This is a genomic window from Asaia bogorensis NBRC 16594, assembly GCF_001547995.1.
In the GTDB taxonomy this organism is placed as follows: domain Bacteria; phylum Pseudomonadota; class Alphaproteobacteria; order Acetobacterales; family Acetobacteraceae; genus Asaia; species Asaia bogorensis.
Genome location: NZ_AP014690.1, coordinates 1406738 through 1424970, shown reverse-complemented (window position 1 = coordinate 1424970; position 18233 = coordinate 1406738). Strand labels below are relative to the sequence as shown.

General features: G+C 60.0%; 13 protein-coding genes. 7 read left to right on the top strand and 6 right to left on the bottom strand.

Annotated features, from left to right (window positions below; genetic code table 11):
* Positions 1 to 318 precede the first annotated feature (318 nt).
* The 4 genes from Asbog_RS06345 to metX form a co-directional block, all read right to left on the bottom strand.
* On the bottom strand, positions 319 to 1665 hold the full coding sequence (locus tag Asbog_RS06345; protein WP_062165750.1) for a DEAD/DEAH box helicase: 1347 nt from the start codon (positions 1663 to 1665) through the stop codon (positions 319 to 321).
* Between the two features lie 295 nt (positions 1666 to 1960).
* Positions 1961 to 2569 (bottom strand): nitroreductase family protein, encoded by a 609-nt coding sequence (locus tag Asbog_RS06340; protein ID WP_062164482.1) that lies wholly within the window; start codon positions 2567 to 2569, stop codon positions 1961 to 1963.
* Between the two features lie 137 nt (positions 2570 to 2706).
* Positions 2707 to 3306, bottom strand: a complete 600-nt coding sequence (gene metW / locus Asbog_RS06335) for a methionine biosynthesis protein MetW (protein WP_023977328.1) — start codon at positions 3304 to 3306, stop codon at positions 2707 to 2709.
* Complete coding sequence (gene metX, locus Asbog_RS06330) at positions 3296 to 4486, bottom strand: homoserine O-acetyltransferase MetX (protein ID WP_062165749.1); 1191 nt, start codon at positions 4484 to 4486, stop codon at positions 3296 to 3298. Before metX ends, metW begins: the two co-directional genes overlap by 11 nt.
* 426 nt (positions 4487 to 4912) lie before the next feature.
* On the opposite strand from metX, the gene Asbog_RS06325 reads away from it, so the two are divergent.
* Positions 4913 to 8698, top strand: a complete 3786-nt coding sequence (locus Asbog_RS06325) for a glycoside hydrolase family 99-like domain-containing protein (protein ID WP_083510745.1) — start codon at positions 4913 to 4915, stop codon at positions 8696 to 8698.
* Between the two features lie 15 nt (positions 8699 to 8713).
* Here Asbog_RS06325 and moaB read toward each other — a convergent pair whose 3' ends face one another.
* The gene (gene moaB / locus Asbog_RS06320) at positions 8714 to 9244 is read right to left on the bottom strand and encodes a molybdenum cofactor biosynthesis protein B (RefSeq protein ID WP_062164481.1); all 531 of its coding nucleotides are present in this window, start codon (positions 9242 to 9244) and stop codon (positions 8714 to 8716) included.
* A 234-nt stretch (positions 9245 to 9478) separates the two neighbouring features.
* Between moaB and Asbog_RS06315 the strand changes: the two genes are divergently transcribed.
* The 3 genes from Asbog_RS06315 to Asbog_RS06305 all read left to right on the top strand — a co-directional run bounded on the left by Asbog_RS06315 (position 9479) and on the right by Asbog_RS06305 (position 13138).
* Positions 9479 to 10282 carry an NAD kinase gene (locus tag Asbog_RS06315; protein WP_062164480.1) on the top strand — a complete coding sequence of 268 codons (804 nt, stop codon included), beginning with the start codon at positions 9479 to 9481 and terminating at the stop codon, positions 10280 to 10282.
* Between the two features lie 26 nt (positions 10283 to 10308).
* Entirely contained in the window at positions 10309 to 11694 is a 1386-nt protein-coding gene (locus Asbog_RS06310; RefSeq protein WP_062164479.1) for an amidase, read from the top strand.
* A 220-nt stretch (positions 11695 to 11914) separates the two neighbouring features.
* Positions 11915 to 13138 (top strand): arabinose transporter, encoded by a 1224-nt coding sequence (locus tag Asbog_RS06305; RefSeq protein WP_062164478.1) that lies wholly within the window; start codon positions 11915 to 11917, stop codon positions 13136 to 13138.
* On the opposite strand, the gene Asbog_RS06300 is transcribed toward Asbog_RS06305, so the two are convergent.
* A complete protein-coding gene (locus tag Asbog_RS06300; protein WP_062164477.1) occupies positions 13117 to 13623 on the bottom strand; it encodes a hypothetical protein in 507 nt (168 codons plus the stop codon). The two genes, Asbog_RS06305 and Asbog_RS06300, sit on opposite strands and share 22 nt — an antisense overlap.
* A gap of 347 nt (positions 13624 to 13970) precedes the next feature.
* Between Asbog_RS06300 and Asbog_RS06295 the strand changes: the two genes are divergently transcribed.
* Genes Asbog_RS06295 through pnuC form a run of 3 tightly spaced genes read left to right on the top strand, consistent with a single transcriptional unit; the run spans position 13971 to position 18111 of the window.
* Positions 13971 to 16298, top strand: a complete 2328-nt coding sequence (locus Asbog_RS06295) for a TonB-dependent receptor (RefSeq protein WP_146926586.1) — start codon at positions 13971 to 13973, stop codon at positions 16296 to 16298.
* Positions 16298 to 17536: a phosphotransferase enzyme family protein gene (locus Asbog_RS06290; protein ID WP_062164475.1), complete on the top strand. Its 1239-nt coding sequence runs from the start codon at positions 16298 to 16300 to the stop codon at positions 17534 to 17536. The genes Asbog_RS06295 and Asbog_RS06290 overlap by 1 nt, the downstream gene beginning before the upstream one ends.
* A complete protein-coding gene (pnuC, locus tag Asbog_RS06285) occupies positions 17536 to 18111 on the top strand; it encodes a nicotinamide riboside transporter PnuC (RefSeq protein ID WP_062164474.1) in 576 nt (191 codons plus the stop codon). Before Asbog_RS06290 ends, pnuC begins: the two co-directional genes overlap by 1 nt.
* Positions 18112 to 18233 lie beyond the last annotated feature (122 nt).

Below are 18233 nucleotides of genomic sequence, written 5' to 3'. Positions count from 1 at the left end.
TCATACACGGATATGTGACATTGATCAGGTTTATCACCTGAAACTGATGCATCTCCGTTACCCAAAATCCGGGTGATCGGGCAAACCGTGCAGCGTGGCACTGTCATATTGGATCGCTGAGTCCAGATGCGGATGCCCCGCCCGCTTGGGTCCATATTGCATCTTCAGGGGCCAGCCTGCCGTATTCGGCCATTCAGCGCCGAGCAGGGTGAATGCTTATATGCAGGCAATGTCGCCCCGCCACTCGAGGTGACGGAGCGGAGACAAAGCGGTTGCAAGAGGACCTCGATCTATCGAAGGTCCCGTGCTGGCAGTTTATTAGCGCGAACGCGGAGGACGATTTCCCGAAGGCTTACCCCCACCGCCATGACGCGGCGCGCCACCGGGGCGACCATTGCCGCCACCCGGACGCTGACCACCACCCGGACGACCACCACCGCCTGCGCGCTGCCCTCCACCACGCGGCTGGTTACGGCCACGTCCACCGCCACCCAGTACGGGCGGGCGCATTGTGGAGTCCTGCGCCTCCTGCGAATGGAAGGGGTGATCGCTCACCACCGGGATTTCCTTGCCAATAAGCTTTTCAATATCACGCAGCCAGGCGCGCTGCTCCGCATCGCACAGGGTCACAGCCCATCCATCACGCCCGGCACGGGCGGTACGCCCGATGCGATGGACATAGCTCTCGGCGATATTGGGCAGATCGTAATTGAACACATGGCTCACGTCGTCGACGTCGATGCCGCGCGCTGCGATATCAGTCGCGACAAGGACCTTGACCGATCCATCACGAAAACCTGCCATCGCACGCTCACGTGCGCCCTGCGACTTGTTGCCGTGGATTGCCTCGGCGCGAATACCTTCAGCGTTGAGGAAGTCGGCCACCTTGTTCGCTTCATGCTTCATGAGCGTGAAGACCACAGCGCGCTGGACCTTCTCATTCTTGACCAGCAGCAGTGTTGCGGCGCGCTTGTCCTCAGCCTTGACGAACATCACGGCCTGACGAATGCGGTCCACCGTCGAGGATGGCGGGGTCACCTCCACCTTGGCCGGGTCACGCAGAAGCGAATGCGCGAGCTCCTCGATAGCCTTCGGCATGGTGGCGGAGAACAGGACCGTCTGACGCTCCTTGGGGAGCAGTGCCACGATGCGGCGGATATCGCGGACGAAGCCCATATCGAGCATACGATCGGCCTCGTCGAGCACCAGCATCTCGAGATCATGCAGATCGATATGACCCTGACCGATCAGATCGAGCAGGCGGCCGGGTGCCGCAGTCAGCACATCGACGCCACGTCGCATTGCCTCGACCTGCCGCCCCTGGCCGACACCGCCAAAGATGACAGCGTGGCGAAGCTTCATATGACGGGCATATGCCTTGAAGCTGTCGTCAATCTGGGCTGCCAGCTCACGGGTCGGCGCAAGCACGAGCACGCGGGCACCCTTGGGTGTCAGGGGGCGATGATGGGTTGCAAGACGATGGAGAGCGGGAAGCGCAAAGGCTGCCGTCTTGCCGGTGCCTGTCTGGGCGAGCCCCAAAAGATCGCGCCCCTGCAACAGGTACGGGATGGAGCCTGCCTGAATCGGCGTTGGGTTGGTGTAACCCTCTTCGCTCAGGGCACGCTGAATGGGCATGGCGAGCTGAAGATCGGCAAAACTGGTCATGGTCGAAAACGCCTCCTTGGGCACGAGCGATGCCAACGGGGGCAAGCTCACAGGATGACGTCTCTTGGCCCGGACGTCGTCAGGATAGGAGAAGATCCAGAAACGACATCACAGGCTGCTCTGCGGCTGTCACGAGCATGACAGCCGGGCCACCTGGATCAATCCGGACCGGGGAGAGCCCATATAGGCAGAGGCTCGAATTCTTGCAAGCCACACTGCTTACAAAACCGTGATCGATCCGGGTCAATAAAACGCCCGGCATTCTTTCCATATATGGTCAGTGCCGGGCAGTGCGTCAGGCGAACCGATTATGAATGATCGTCTCTTCCAGCGGCAGGTGGCCGCCATGCGGAGGATAATCGCCTGCCTTCTTACCAATAGCGACAAACATGACGACTTCATGATCCTTGGGCAGGTTGATCAACTCGCCAACGGCCTTGAAGTCGAACCCATCCATGGGGCAGCTCTGATAGCCATGGGCCGCTGCGGCAAGCATCAAGGCATACGCTGCCATGCCACATGACCGGATACCCTCGTCGCGCTGCATCTGCTCGTTGCCGCTGTAGAATTTCTGGATCATGCCCTCATAGGTCGCCTGCATCTTCTCGGGGGCTTCAGCCCAGTAACGCGCCGGGTTCTTTTCCCAAGCCTTGAAATCGGCGCAGAGCACGATAAGGGCGCTTGCCTCTTCCACCTGCGGCTGGTTCCATGAAACTGCCCGGATTTCCTTGCGCAGCGCAGGGTCCGACACAACGACAAAGCGCCAGTGCTGGATATTGAATGCTGTGGGTGCATGACGGCCTGCATCGAGAATGGCGCGCAACTCATGTTCGGGAATCGTCACATCCGGCTCGAAACGCTTGGTCGCTCGACGTTCGGCGATGGCAGTCAGAATGTCTGTCATGAATAACTCCGCTATCCTGAGAACCCCGGCAGGGTTGTGGAGCTCAGGAAACGCATCATGCAAACACAGGGTTCACGCCGGCGTAAAGCGATATTTCGATTAAATTCGTAATATGCCTTCGCGACGGATGCGCCCGCTTAACGCTTGCGTAAAAGAAAGAGCGCCTGCTCGCCAAACAGATTGGCCAGGCGGATCGAACGACGCCAAGGAGCGCGCTCTCCAGCCTCATCAATGGCCAGCCAGCGATCGATCACATAGCCCTCGCTCTCGCACAGCTCGAGAAAGTCCTGAATGGTGCATGGATGGATATTGGGTGTTTCGTACCAGGGCGTATGCCACACCTTGTTCATGGGCATACGCCCACTGAGCAGAATTTGCAGGCGCAGGCGCCAATGGCCGAAATTGGGGAAGGAAACGATCGCATGACGCCCGATGCGCAGCATCTGGCGGAGCACTTCGCGCGGCTTCTCGACCGCCTGAAGCGTGCGTTGCAGCACCACATAATCGAAAGCGTCGTCGGAATAATGAATCAGATCCTGATCGGCATCACCGTGCATGACGGGAAGGCCATGCGCGACCGAACGCGTCACCTCGCGCATGTCGATCTCGATGCCGCGCGCATCGCACTGGCGGGTGCGGAACAGATGATCGATCAGGGCACCATCCCCACTGCCGACATCCAGAACCCGCGTTCCGGGCTCGATCATCTCGGCAATGAGTTGCTGATCAAGACGCATGGTTTGCCTCCTCCACCCTGGCGACAAGCCCAGCCTGTTCCGCAGCGCCATTGATGAAGCCGCGCATGGTGCGGTCAAGATCCGGCTCCTCCAGAAGGAACGCATCGTGCCCTCTGTCGCTCTCGATTTCGACAAAGGAGACGTTCACTCCCGCCCGGTTTAGGGCACGCGCCAAGAGCCGCGACTGCGATGTTGGGAACAGCCAGTCCGAAGTGAAGGAGATAATGCAAAAGCGCGTTGTACAATGACGGAAAGGTGCCGACAGATCGCCATCGTAATCTGCGCTCAGATCGAAATAATCGAGAGCACGCGTGATGGTGAGATAGGAATTGGCATCGAAGCGACGCACGAAACTCGATCCCTGATGTCGCAGATAACTTTCGACCTCGAAAATTTCGCCAAAAAGCGAATTCCCTGACGTGGGAGGCTCCTGAGAAGGAACGGCGTCACGTCGCGTGCGACGACCGAACTTCTGGGTCAGTGCCTCTTCAGACAGATAGGTGATATGGGCCATCATACGGGCCACAGCGAGGCCCTTGGCCGGGATCGTGCCGTGCGCCCAATAGCGACCACCGCACCAGTCGGGATCTCCACAGATCGCCTGACGGCTCACCTCGTTGAACGCGATGTTCTGGGCGGAATGAAAGGGCGCCGTCGCGATAGGCATTGCGGCACCGACACGCTCGGGGAAACTCGCCACCCATTGCAGCACCTGCATACCGCCCATCGAGCCGCCAATAGCGGCGAACAGGCGCTCTATCCCTAGATGATCCAGCAGCTTCGCCTGGGCGAAGACCATATCCCTGATGGTGATAGGCGGAAAATCGGTGCCCCAGGGTTCACCATTGTCTCGAACAGTGCGCGGGCCAGACGAGCCCATACACCCCCCAAGAACATTGACGCAGATAACGTAGAACCGGTCGGTATCGATCGCGCGCCCAGGCCCGACAGCACGGCTCCACCACCCCGGCTTGCCGGTAACGGGGTGCGTCTCGGCTACGTACTGGTCGCCTGTCAGCGCATGACACACGAGAATGACATTGTCTCGCCGGGGCGAAAGCGTTCCATAAGCGCAATAGGCGATATCAAGTGGGGCGACATGGGCCCCGCATTCCAGGGTCAGCCCCTCATCGAGCGTGACCCTGAAAGAGGTGGGGGATCGCGGGCCGTCTGCGTTCATCGCAGCGCGGTCATCCAGCTCATCTGAGACATTGGGCGTTACCACACTACCCATCAATGCGACGGAACCCGCGTTTCCGTTCGCTGCGTGATCATCGGTTGGGCGCATGGCCGGATCGGAATGAAACTGCATGGCCTCGTATCTCGCCAGGTGCAGCGCGCGGTCGATTGAAAGACCGTGCAAGATCGCTGGCGGCTTATGGTGATGACATTCCGTGCCAATGCAGCGGGCCCCCTATTCAGGTCACTCATCGTACGGGCCGGGGAATATGCCACCGTAAACGCTGTGCCGCAATTCCTGCACGCGTCCCGACCGCAGACTATCCCGCGTGAAGGTTCATACGCTCTCTCACCGATTCAGGGAATTTCTGGCCAGCCACTCCAAGCTGGTTTAATGTTTTTTTAACGAATCGCCGGAGAAGCAAAAATGCCGACAAACCTCAGGATCATTGGCCATTCCGGGCTTTTCGATACGGCCTTCTATCTTTCTCGCAACCCGGATCTCCGCGATATCGGAAGCGGCGCCTTGCAGCACTACCACGCCTCAGGCTGGCGTGAGGGACGCAAGCCGAATGCCTTTTTCGATCCCGCCTGGTATCTGGCGACGAACCGCGATGTCACCGACGACCCGTTGATCCATTATCTGACCAAAGGCGAATATGAGGGGCGCCGTCCCGTCGCCTGGTTCGATCCGGTCTGGTATCGCCAGGCCAACCTCGTACCTGCCAACGCGAATGCATTGGCGCATTATCTTGCAAACCGTCAGGCGCCCCATGTGCGGGCGATGCCGGAATTCGACACGGCGTTCTATCTGCGCAGCTACCCCGATGTTGCCGCGTCAGGGATGGACCCGGTCGAGCATTACATGGTGCAGGGATATCGCGAGATACGACGTCCGTTCGAGGGGTTCGACCCGAGCTTCTACCGTATGCGCTATCTGCGTCATCAGCCCGAAACCAACCCCTTCCTCCACTGGCTGGAGCACCGTCATGAGGCAGGGGTGTTTCCCTGCCTGCCCGAACATGAAACCACGACTGCCCGCGAAATAAGACGACGCACCCAGGCGGGACCGCTTTTCGAAACTCACCATCCCCTGCCCGACGCGGCCATCCGACGCGCACGCGTCCTTGCCTACTACCTTCCGCAGTTCCATCCGAATGCCGAGAACGACCGCTGGTGGGGGACAGGCTTCACCGAGTGGACCAATCTCTCCCGCGGGGTCCCGCGCTTTGCCGATCATTATCAGCCTCGCATCCCCCGGGATCTGGGGCATTATCGTCTGGATAATGAAGCCCCCCTGCGGGAACAGGCAGATATGGCGCGGCAGAGCGGCATAGAAGGGTTCATCTTCTATCATTACTGGTTCAACAGAAAGCGGCTTCTCGACACGCCGATGGAGACCCTGCTCAACTGTCCGGATATCGACCTTCCCTTCTGTCTCATGTGGGCTAATGAAAGCTGGAGCCGCCGTTGGGATGGCAGCGAGACGGACGTGCTCATCGCACAGGATTATCGGGAGGAGGATGACGAGGCTCTAATAGACGACCTCGCCCGTCATATGCGTGACCCCAGGTACATCCGGATCGAGACACACCCTCTTTTCATGATCTATCGTCCGGGAACGATCCCGGAGGCACCCTCGCGCATCGCCAGATGGCGCAAGCTGTTCAAGGCCCGTCATAACCTCAGCCCGATCATGATCATGGCCCAGGCCTTTGACGATCATGATCCACGACCGTTCGGGCTCGACGGTGCCATCGAGTTCCCGCCTCACAAGCTCACGCTCGACTGCACACCCATCGAAAACCGGGTGCAGATCCTCGACGAGGACATGACGGCCCGTGTGTACGACTATGCCGAGCTTGTTAGCAAAGCACTCGCCGACCCGGCACCCGAGTTTCCACGCATTCGCACAGTCTGTCCGTCATGGGACAACGACGCGCGGCGTCAGGGTGCCGGTCTCGTCCTCCATGGCTCGACGCCACGGCTTTACGAGGGGTGGTTGAGTGAGACCATATGCCAGGCACGAGCGCATCCGTTTCATGGCGAGGCCATCGTATGCGTGAATGCTTGGAACGAGTGGGCCGAAGGGGCCTATCTGGAGCCCGACATCCATTTCGGCTCTGCCTATCTAAATGCAACAGCCCGGGCTGTGACCGGTTTTCAAAGCTCCTTCACGCCCCATCGCCTGCTGCTCATCGGACATGACGCGTTTCCAGCCGGGGCGCAGATGCTGCTGCTCTCTATCGGAGAAACCCTGCGCCGCAATCATGGCGTAGAAATCACCTTTATCCTGCTTGGTGGTGGCGACCTTCTCGGGCGCTACCGACAGGTCGGGACGGTCGAGATACTCAAGCCCAATACCAATGCGGGACGGGAACGGCTTCAATCCCTGCACGACGAGGGGTTCACCAATGCACTGGTCAATAGCGCCGCCTCCACCTGGCTGGTACCAGATTTGGCCAGCGCGGGGATCGAGTTCACGCTGCTCATCCACGAGTTGCCGGGAATGCTCAAACATCACCATCTGGACGCCCCGCTGGCAACGGCCCGCCTCCTGGCACGGTCTGTTATTGTTCCGGGCGCTCAGCTCACGCGTCTTTGCCCCGAGGCCGTCATCATGCCGCAGGGTCTTTACAACCCGGTCGCCTTTTCCGAGGCAGACCGTCGTCGTGTGCGACTTGCCTATGGGATAGGCAGCGATGCGCTGGTCGTGACCGGCATCGGCTTTGGCGATATCCGCAAAGGTTTCGACCTGTTCCTCCAGCTCTGGCAAATGATCAGAAGCCCCGTCTTTCACAATGCACGTGCCAACCCTCTAGGGGCCAAGAACAACAGTGAAGGATGCAACGACCTGGCTGGTCAGACACGACCTGTTCATTTCATCTGGGTCGGTGCCATTGATGAAACCTTGTCGCGCGCGCTCTCGGCTGATCTCGAGGCGGCTCAGGTCACGCATTGCTTCCACCTTCCCGGGCGCGTCGAGGATGTGGGGCCGTTCCTCTCTGCCGCTGATTTGTTCACCCTGACATCACGCGAGGATCCCTATCCCTCGGTGGTACTGGAAGCTCTGGCCTCCGGCCTTGCCTGCATGGCATTTGCCCGAAATGGCATGATACCGGATCTGCTCGATGACCTGATACGTGAGGGCGATGGGCGCCATGCTGTGATTGCACCGGGCGACCTGCCTGCCACGGCAAACTGGATCCTCTCCTGCCCCCCCCAACACGGCGAAATTCTGGCCGATCGGCTCGAGCGAGGCATCGCGCTCCGGCAGCGTTTCTCTTTTGACCGTTATGTGCGTCAACTGGTGGCGCTGAGCCTGCCCCTCCTGCCCTCAATCTCGGTGGTTGTTCTTTCCTACAACTACGCGCAGTACCTCGCAGCACGTCTGGCCACCATCTTTTCCCAGAACTGCCCGGTCACCGAAATTATCGTCATCGACGATGCCTCCAATGATGGCAGTGCCGCGCTTGCCGAGAAAACAGCAGCGTCTTTCGATCGTAGGATCACACTCATCAGACAAACGCGGCAGAGCGGCTCCGTTTTCGCGCAATGGCAGAAGGCCGCCGAGATTGCGACGGGCGAATGGCTATGGATTGCAGAAGCCGATGACCTTTCCGAGCCCGAATTCCTGGCTGAACTGTCTGCCGTTGCCGCGCAGGCGCCCCAGGCGAGCATGATCTTCTGCGACAGTCGGGCGATTGACAGGGATGGCGTGACAATCTCACCCGACTACAAGGGATACTACCAGCAGCATGCCGCGCACGATCTGGACCGCGACCTGCTGATGGACGGTGAGAATTTCGTTCGCAATTTTCTCTCGCGCTGCAATCTCATTCTCAATGTCAGCGCAGTCCTGTTCAGACGTGAGGCCTTTGCGGAGGCCTTGACGCGCTGCCGGTCGGATCTGGACAGACTGCGCCTGGCAGGCGATTGGCGGCTTTATGTCGAGATCCTTATGAAGCCCAGGGCGCAGATCGGCTATCTTGCCCGGGCTCTCAACATCCATCGCCGCCATGAGCAGTCTGTGACCGGTGCCCTCGATCTGGCGCGACACCTCGATGAAATCGACACGCTGCACGCTCTGATCGGCCAGAGACTTGGGCGAAACGCCTCTCTCGCATCGAGCCAGGCTCAATACCGTGCAGCGCTCAGGGCGCAGTTCGGCTTGCGTACCCCCCCCAGGAAGAAACGTGCGCGCCTCTCCTGAGCCACACGCCAGGCCTCAGGCCTCGCGCAAACGCGGCATAAGCTCTACGAAATTGCAGGGCTTGTGCCGGCTATCAAGCTGATGCACCAGAATGTCGTTCCAGCCATCGCGCACTGCCCCGGTCGAACCCGGCAAAGCAAAAAGAAAAGTGCCGTTTGCAAGCCCGCCGAGCGCACGTGACTGTATGGTGGACGTACCGATCTTGGCATAGGAGAGCATGCGAAAAAGCTCACCAAACCCAGGTATGTCTTTCTCGATCACTTGGGCGAAGGCCTCCGGAGTAACATCCCTGCCCGTGATGCCTGTCCCACCCGTCGTGATCACGACATCCACATCGTCACGGGCTATCCAGGCACGCAGTCGCGAGACAATCCGATCCAGCGCGTCCGGCACGATATCACGTTCGGCCAGTTCATGACCTGCCGCCTGCACATTCTCGGCAAGGATCGCACCCGAACGATCCGTGGCGAGATCGCGGCTATCCGAAATGGTCAGGACGGCGATACGACAAGGTATGAAAACGGCCTGCTTATCTGTCTGACTCATGGGGAGAACCTTTTCTGGCTGGGGGCGCTCGAAAGATAGCCAAGGTTGCTTATACGCGCCAAGAGGGGCAGATGACAGCTATGGAAACGCGAAGGTGTGAGAGCCTGTTGCGATGACCGTCGCCCCCCGTTAGGGTGACTTCGTGTTCCTGACTGGCCCTGTTCGGATAGATGGATTGTTGCGTGTTCTCAGTTTTCCTGGACCGGCTCACTTCCCGCGACACGAGGCTTTGAGATGAGCCTGTCGCCCGCGCCCCAGCGATGGTTCAAGGCACCACCGAGGCGCATTGCCTTCCTTGCCTCACCAACAGACATTGCCCAGAAAACGCGGCAGAGATTCGTGGAGGCCTATGGTGACGCCCCCATAGAAGAGGCCGAGGTAGTCGTCTGTCTCGGTGGAGATGGCTTTCTGCTCGAAGTGCTGCACCGGGTCGCAGAGCACGGCATACCGGCCTATGGCCTGAACTGCGGCTCGGTTGGCTTCCTGCTCAACACGGTATCCGATGAGGATCTGGTGTCCCGCCTGACGCGGGCGCAATCCTCGGAACTGCACCCGCTGCGCATGAAGGCCACAGGGCGTGATGGAACGTTGCACGAAGGGATCGCCTTCAATGACGTGTTCCTGTTTCGCCAAACACGCCAGGCGGTGAAGATCAGGATCGAGGTCGATCAACGTGTTCGTCTGCCCGAGCTGATCTGCGATGGCGTAATCGTCGCGACCCCGGCAGGTTCGACCGCCTATAATCTCTCTGCCCACGGGCCAATCGTGCCTCTCACCGCCAATCTTCTGCCTCTCACGCCGATTTCGGCATTCCGGCCACGACGTTGGCGCGGTGCGCTTCTTCCCTCCTCGGCTGTGGTCCGCTTTACGCTGCTGGAACAGGACAAACGTCCCTGCGCGGCAGTTGCTGACTTTCTTGAGGTACGGGATGTGATCGAGGCTGTCGTCAGCGAGGACCGCTCGATCACCGCCACCATTCTTTTCGACCCCGATCATGGGCTTTCCGAGAGGATCATCGCGGAGCAGTTCGCAGAATAAGCAAAACAAACAAGAAGGCGCAGCCAATGAGCAGTCCCGTCACGAAGACAAGTTTCGATCCTCACCCCGATACCCTCATCACGGCGGCACAGCGCCTCGCACGCGGCGAAATCACCAGTCGGCAGCTTGTCGAGCACTGCCTGAACAAGATCGAAACCTGTGAGAATGCCCGTGCGGCCTTCACGGGTGATTTTTCGGCGGAACGCGCCCGTCAGTATGCCGATGCCGCTGACAGGATTCGTGCCAAGGGCTATCAGGCATCGCCCTGGGCGGGCGTGCCTATCTCGGTGAAAGACCTGTTCGATATCAAGGGTCAGGTGACGCGCGCTGGCTCGACCATTCTGGCGGACCGGCCCCCTGCCCTGAGTGATGCCGAAGCCATCGCGCCGCTCAGGGACGCAGGGTTCATCTTCATCGGCCGCACGCAGATGACGGAATTTGCCTATTCGGGTCTCGGGCTCAACCCACATGGGCCCCAGCCCTGGAACACGCTCATTGACGAGGGCAAGGCCATTCCCGGTGGGTCGAGCTCCGGTGGCGCCGTATCGGTTGCAACTGGTGCGGCCCTCGCGGCTATCGGATCAGATACTGGCGGCTCCTGCCGCATTCCTGCCGCCATGAATGCCCTGACAGGCTATAAGCCGAGCGCTGGCCGCATCAGCCGTGCGGGCATGATCCCGCTCTCCCCCAGCTTCGACAGTGTCGGGAGCATAGCCCGGACGGTCAGCGACTGTGCTCTGCTTGATCATCTTATGGCGTGCGGAAACCCCGGACACTGGTCGGCGCCGGAGTCCGTGGAAAGCGGTTTGCGGCTGCTTCTACCGACATCCTTCGTGCGCAACGATGCAGATGCCCAGGTACTCGCGGTGTTCGAGACCGTCATGCGCCATCTAGAGAGCGGAGGGATTGAAATCGTTCGACAGCCGCTCCCATTGCTGCAGGACATCGCTGATCTCAACATCCAGGCCCAGATCGTCGCGGCGGAGTCATTCCATTACTTCCACGATGACCTCATCCACCATCCTGACCAGTTCGACCCTCGCGTCAGTGAACGCATGATGATGGGTGAGCACACGAGCGTGCAGACCCTGCGCCAGCTTTTCATAGAGCGACAGAAGCTGATCGCGCGTTTCAACGCCGAAATGTCAGGCTTCGACGCCATGATCTGCCCGACGACCCCAATCCTTCCTCCGCAGATCGCCGCTTGCATCGACCCTGATTCCTACGGGCGTTTCAATCGTCTCGTCCTGCGCAATCCATCCCTTGCCAATCTGCTCGACGGCTGCTCCATCACCCTTCCCCTGAACTGGAAAGGTCTCCCTGCAGGGATCATGCTGACCGCGTGTAACGGTCAGGACAGCAGGGTACAGCGCGTCGCTCGCCGCTGCGAGGCTCGCCTCAACGCGTCATAGCGCTCGATACGGCCAGGATGTGCATGGTGAGATTTTAGGGTCTTCCTATCAGCAATATGAGATAGCCCTCTCACCATAGCGTTATTTGAGCGCTCTCCGGTCAGGGACTAGCGTCGGCGTCTTTCCATGCCTCCGCACGATACCGGGCCAGGCGCCCGAGGCTGGTTGTCAAATCACGCCGGCGGACCTGCGGGCGGTATGTCGCTCGGGAGTTCGCACAATGACCGCCAATGACGCTTCGGCCCAGTCACTTCTGCCTGAGGCCAGCGCGCGCCATCTTCCGTTTCTGACCATCGCGCTACTCTTTTCCTATATGGCCGTCGCGATGCCCCTTGCGGTCATTCCCCCTTTCGTGACGTCATGGCCGGGCTATGGCAATGCGCTGGCCGGTATCGCCGTGGGATGCGCATTTGTCTCGACCATCCTGACCCGCACGATCGCCGGCGCCTTTGCAGATCAGCGGGGCGGTCGGACTGCGATGCGGCTCGGTCTGTGCCTCTACGTGCTGGCGAGCGCGATCTGTTTTGCCTCGAGCCTGAACTTTCTGACGAGACCGCTCGCCTTCGCCCTGCTCATCATTGGGCGACTGCTTCTGGGCGTTGGCGAGAGCTACACACTGGTCGGGATGCATGGCTGGGGTATCGGGCTGACGGGAGCCAAAGGCGCTGGCAAAGTCCTGACCTGGACCGGTGCCGCTATGTACGGAGCCTTCGCCTTCGGCGGACCGATCGGTCTTGAGCTCTACCACCTAAGCGGCTTCCCGGCGCTGATGGCTCTTTGCACCATCCTGCCCTGCCTCGGCCTTGCCATCGTGCAGCGTATTCCCCCGACACCGGTCCTGACAGGAGAGCGGGATTCCTTCTGGCCGGTGCTGGGCATCATACGACCTTATGGGAGCGTCGTCGCATTACAAGGCGTGGGATTTGCCGTATTGGGGGCCTTCCTCTCTGTCTATTTTCTTCATGAGCATTGGCGTTTCGGTAGCCTCGGACTGACCTGTTTCGGTCTGGCCTTCGTGGCGGGACGGCTTCTGTGCGGGCACCTCCCCGACCGTCTCGGCGGGTTGAGGGTGGCGACGATATCTCTGGCTATCGAGGCGATTGGCCAAGGATGTATCGCCCTGGCGCCCTCACCCTATCTTGCCCTGGCCGGTGCGGTTTTGACCGGGGCAGGTTGCTCGCTTATCTACCCTTCAATGGGCGTCGAGGTGGTCAAGAGGGTATCTGGCCCCATGCGCGCAACGGCACTGGGCGGTTTCGCCGCCTTTCAGGACCTGTCTTATGCGATCAGCGGGCCGGTAGCCGGTATCGTATCGGATTGTCTCGGCTACGGGGCCATTTTCATCATGGGAATGATCTGCGCACTCGCCGGATTGGCCCTCGTATTCAGATTGGCCAACGCTACGAGAACGAGCAACAGCAATCAGACACCGTTCTCGACATGAAATCGCGAGAAATCGAGCCCCGCAAACAAATCATGAGCCGGAGCCTCACGCGGCAGACGCTTTGAACGGGTCTTCGCGGGGGACTCTACCCGCTTGGGCAATGTTTCCGCCTCAGAGAGGGCGGACGGCTCCTCTGGCGCATGCCGCGCCTTGCGCGCGGTGCTCACGCGTGCCACCGGCTCTTCCGCCGGAGAACTGTCAACAGGCACAGGCACAGGCTCAGCAGGTGGCAGAAACGCGATGAATGCGCTGAAATCACCTGTATTGAAACGGGTGGGACGTTCCCCCCGGGCGCGTTGCAACAGCCATCCTTCAAGCACTACCTGCAGATTGCGCTCGGCATCCTCCGCGGCGAGGCCTGATTGCTGTGCAACGAGCTCGGCCAGGAAGGCGATATCATCGGCATTCACAAGATGGGGCGCTGCATCTGTGTTGCGCTTGACAGCCCAGCCAGTCACGTAAGACGCAATATTCTCCGCGAGCATCGAAATCCCCTCCCTGTTTACTGCGCTTTGCTAGCAGAATGACTCTGTTTCGCACAGATAGCAGAACTGACACCTGACTGCCTGAAACAGATTATGTATCCGGCGCCGGGGCCGTCATCTTTCTCATGCCTCATCTGCCTCACCTGTTCGCCCGTCAAACCTGCGCCCTGCATCACGAAAACAATTGTTTCGAACCCGTCGATATGAGACCTGCTCTCATACGCAACACCTACCGCACGACCTATCACGACTGGACCACGCCTTTGCCGCCTCGTTTGCTCAACATGCCCCCCGTGCTGCGGCGCATCGGCCTTCTATCCGAAGTCTCCGGCGTTGGACTTTGCGTGATGCTGGCCGGTTCTTCGGCGCATGCTGCCGTAAAGCCCGACCCTCACGGCGCCGCGCCCAACCACGCCAGATCCGGCAAGGCCGAGCAAATCACAGTCAAGGCCACCGAGCCTGAAAAGCGCGATGCCGAACGCGGCGGTGGTCTCATTCACCCGCAGCACGGCATCAAGGCAGTCAGCACGGTCGATAGCACTTTCATTGCCAGACAGGCCCCGATATCGAGCGCCTATCAGCTTGTCTCCGTGTTGCCAGGCGCCAATGTGGCCTCATCCGACGCAATGGGGCTTTCCCCGCAGACAACCATCTCGGTGCGTGGCTTGAACACGGATTCCATCGGCTATGTGCTTGAGGGCATGCCTCTCAATGATCTCGCCTTCTATTCCGGCTATCCGAGCCAGTTTGCCGATAGTGAGAATTATCGGCAGATCGCTCTGGCCCAGGGTGAGGCGGATCTGGACAGTCCCGTGCTCAACGCTGCGGGCGGATTGATGAGTCTCGATTTTCGCGATCCGGCGCACAAGGCCGGGGGGACGATGTCGGCCTCCTATGGCTCGTACAACACCAACCGCGAATTCATCCGGCTAGATACGGGAATGATCGGGCACACAGGGCTGCGGGGCTTTGTTTCCTATTCCCATACCAGCGCCGAGAACTGGCGTGGCCCCGGCCATGACATGCGCCACCATATCGATTTCAAGCTTGTGCGTGACATCGGAGAGCGTTCCCACGCAGGACTTGTCGGCAGCTTCAACAGCACGATCACCAGTTATTACCCGCAAGTGTCGAAGGACCAGTTCAGGGAATATGGGGTCTCGTCAGGCAATGCGCTGGCATCGCGCTACGACCCGCAGAACCAGGAAGCTGGCCCCTATTATCAACGCCTGTGGCGTGCGCCCGAACGGACGCTCTATATGGGCTCTCCGATCTCGCTTGCGCTCACCAATCACCTTACACTGAAGGCCACACCCTATGCGCAGGGCGCCTATGGCAATGTGCCGGGCGGTTCGACCCTGCCGCTAAGCGGTCTCTATACCGGTACGCAGGCTCTGACTGACACGCTTACCCTCCCCAGCTCTGCTGATGGGTCGGCCATCGTACGTGCCAATTATACCCAGCGCAGCTATCGCTCAGGATTCACATCGGAGCTTGCCTGGAAGCAGGGATGGAACGAGCTTTATGCCGGCTACTGGTTCGATTACGGCGATGATCACGAAATCCAGTCCTTCTCACCCGTGAGCGAGAACGGCGCTTCGGCCAACATCTGGGGCAGCGGTACCGGCAATTTCGTGCGGCTGAGCAACGGGCGCATCTATCTTGCAGGCGACACGCACACCATCAGCATGGCGAATGCGCTCTATGTGGGTGACAGGATGCATTTCCTGTCTGACCGCCTGCTTGTCGACGCCGGGTTCAAGGAGGTTATGGTCAGCCGCGTTGGTACCAATGCCGTCCCCGGACCGCAGTATCGTGTCGCGAGCAATAGCGCAGTGCCGCTCCCCCGTCTGGGTTTGCGCTTCCAGATCACGCCGCAGCATCAGATCTTTTTGAACGCCACGACCAATTTCCGCGCTCCGGCTTTCACTGCGCTGTACAATGTTTATGACACCAGCTCCGGCGACATCAGTACGACTGGCACGCATAATCTGCGCAACGAATATTCGATCTCTGAAGAAATCGGTTATCGCTACACCGGGCCGCTCGTGACTGGGAGCCTGACCTTCTTCAACTACAACTTCACGAACAGGCAGATCCAGACGCAGGTGCTGGTCAACAACACCCCCATCCAGTCCACCATGAATGCCGGTGGTCAGACATCGCGTGGTGTGGATATCGAGCTTGGCCTGAAACCCTGGCATCATTTTGCACCCTATCTCTCAGGCGAGTACCTCCATGCAACGATCGACAACGATATCGCGAGCGGCGGTGACCTGCTGCCCACTTCCGGCAAGACAGCCGTGCGCAGCCCGAAACTCCAGGCTTCAGCCGGTCTGACCTATGATGACGGGCACGTTTTCGGCTTTGCCGCGGTTCAGTACACGGGACGCCAATACGCAACGTTCATGAATGACGAGCGCATAAACGATCATACGACGGGCAATCTCACGGTCGGATATCGTTTCTCGGATCTCTCCCGACTGAAGGCACCGTCTCTGCGGCTCAACTTCATCAACATTACCAATGAGCATTACCTGTCGGGGATTGCCGACCCCACACTCAATGCCCGCGACACGACAGGGCGATATGGATCGACCATCGCAGGATCATCGCCGGATTATTATATCGGCGGCGGGTTCTCAGCCCTGGCCACTGCGACCGCCGGGTTCTGATGACAAAGTCGGGCGCGTCAGAACAGATCGGGCAATTCGGCCTCTGGGGCAAGGAGGCACAGCGCGACTGGCCGCTCATCACCAAGGATGAGGCAAAGCCCGTCCTTGCGGCTTTCGGACTTGAAAGCACGGCGCCGATCTCGTGGCATAGCGCACGGCCCTTTTCTGCGGTTGCGCGTGTCAGCGATCCGGGCGGTCAGATATGGTTCCTCAAGCGCCATCATCATCAACTTCGTGACCGGGGGGCGTTGGCGGAAGAGCACCGTCTGATCTCTCACCTCTCACGGAATGGCTTGCCGGTCGCCTGCCCCCGCGAGTGCACGAGCGAAAGCGCAGGGTCACGCAGCACAATCCTTGTGAGCGGCGAATGGTGCTATGAATGTTTTCCCGCCCTCAACGGGCTGGACCTCTACCGTGACACCATGTCATGGGAGCCCTACCGAAGCCTTGACGAGGCTTTTGAAGCAGGAAGCGCCCTCGCCCGGTTTCATCGGGCCGCACGCAGTTTCAAGGCCCCGTCGCGTTCGACACGCCCACTGGTTTCCGCCCTAACCCCTTTTCTCGGAGAGGCTGATCCCGAGATAGCCTTTAGCGGCTGGGTCAAGGCTCAACCTGCGCTGAGCGAAGCGCTCGACCGGCAAGGCGGATTGTCCCCGTTGATCGCGGCACTCACGCCCGCCATCACGCAGGCCCGGCCGTTTCTCAAAACGGCGGCCTTGCATTGGGGGCATGGCGATTGGCACGGGTCCAACCTCATCTGGGACAGCGAGGCAGGAGGGCAGAGCCTGCCTGACCGCACGATCGTCAGGGCACCGTTCGATTTCGGGATGGCCGATCTTACGACCCGCGCTTTCGATATCGCCGTAGCCCTCGAACGCGGCATGGTTGACTGGATGAACCCGCGCGCCGTGTCGCCAACCAGTAAACGCGACTTCGTGCAGATGGAGCAGTCGGTGGATTATGCCACAAGACCCGATCACACGGCCGCTTTCCTCGCAGGATACGATCGGGAGGAGGCGCTAGACCTGCATGATCGGGAAGAAATTGCCGCCATGCTGCCTCTTGCCCATGTGGCCTTCGCCTGTTCGGAGGTCTGGTATTACGACACGCTGCTGCGCGCTCCTGACACTGCCAAAGTGACGTGGGAGACCTATCTGATCGGTCATCTCGACTGGTTTGCGTCACCACCCGGTCGTGATCTTTGCCAACTTGTCGCCACGCCTCCGGCGAGAGCCTGATGTCTCCTCTCGAGGCCATTGCGGCGCTTTTCACCGTGGCGGGGATCTGGCTGACTGGCCAACGCCGGGTGTCAGGGTGGCCAGTTTCCCTGATTGCGGCTCTGCTTTATCTGGTGGTCTTTGCTCAGGCACGACTTTGGGCAGATTCGGCCTTGCAGCTTGCATTTTGCGCGTTCCTGCTTCGTGGCTGGTACGCATGGTCTCACGCCCCGCGCGAGCAGACGGGCGTGCGTGTGGCATCGCCTCGTCATACGGCGTTGGAACGAGATATTCTAGCTGGCCTGATCGCGAGTGCGGCACTGGGCTATGGTCTGGCTCACTGGACGGACGACCCGGCCCCATTCACTGATGCCGCGCTGAGCGCATTGAGCCTCGTCGCGCAGATCTGGACCGCCCGGCGAATCATGCTGTGCTGGCCACTCTGGGTTGCCATTGATACCGCCTACGTGGCGCTGTTCCTCACACGCAGCCTGTGGGTCAGTGCCGGTCTTTACGCCATACTGGTCGGGCTGGCTGCCAATGCCTGGTATCACTGGCGATCCACGGCCAGAGGGGCCGGACTGGATAAAATATGACACCCGGCTGCATTGTTCTTCCCCTTCTGCCTCCTTGCCTCCAAGCCACCACGCACCGTGGAAACCGAGGCCCGGCTGATAGCGGGCCTAAGCACGTCAAAAACCCAAGCTGCCTCCCCGAC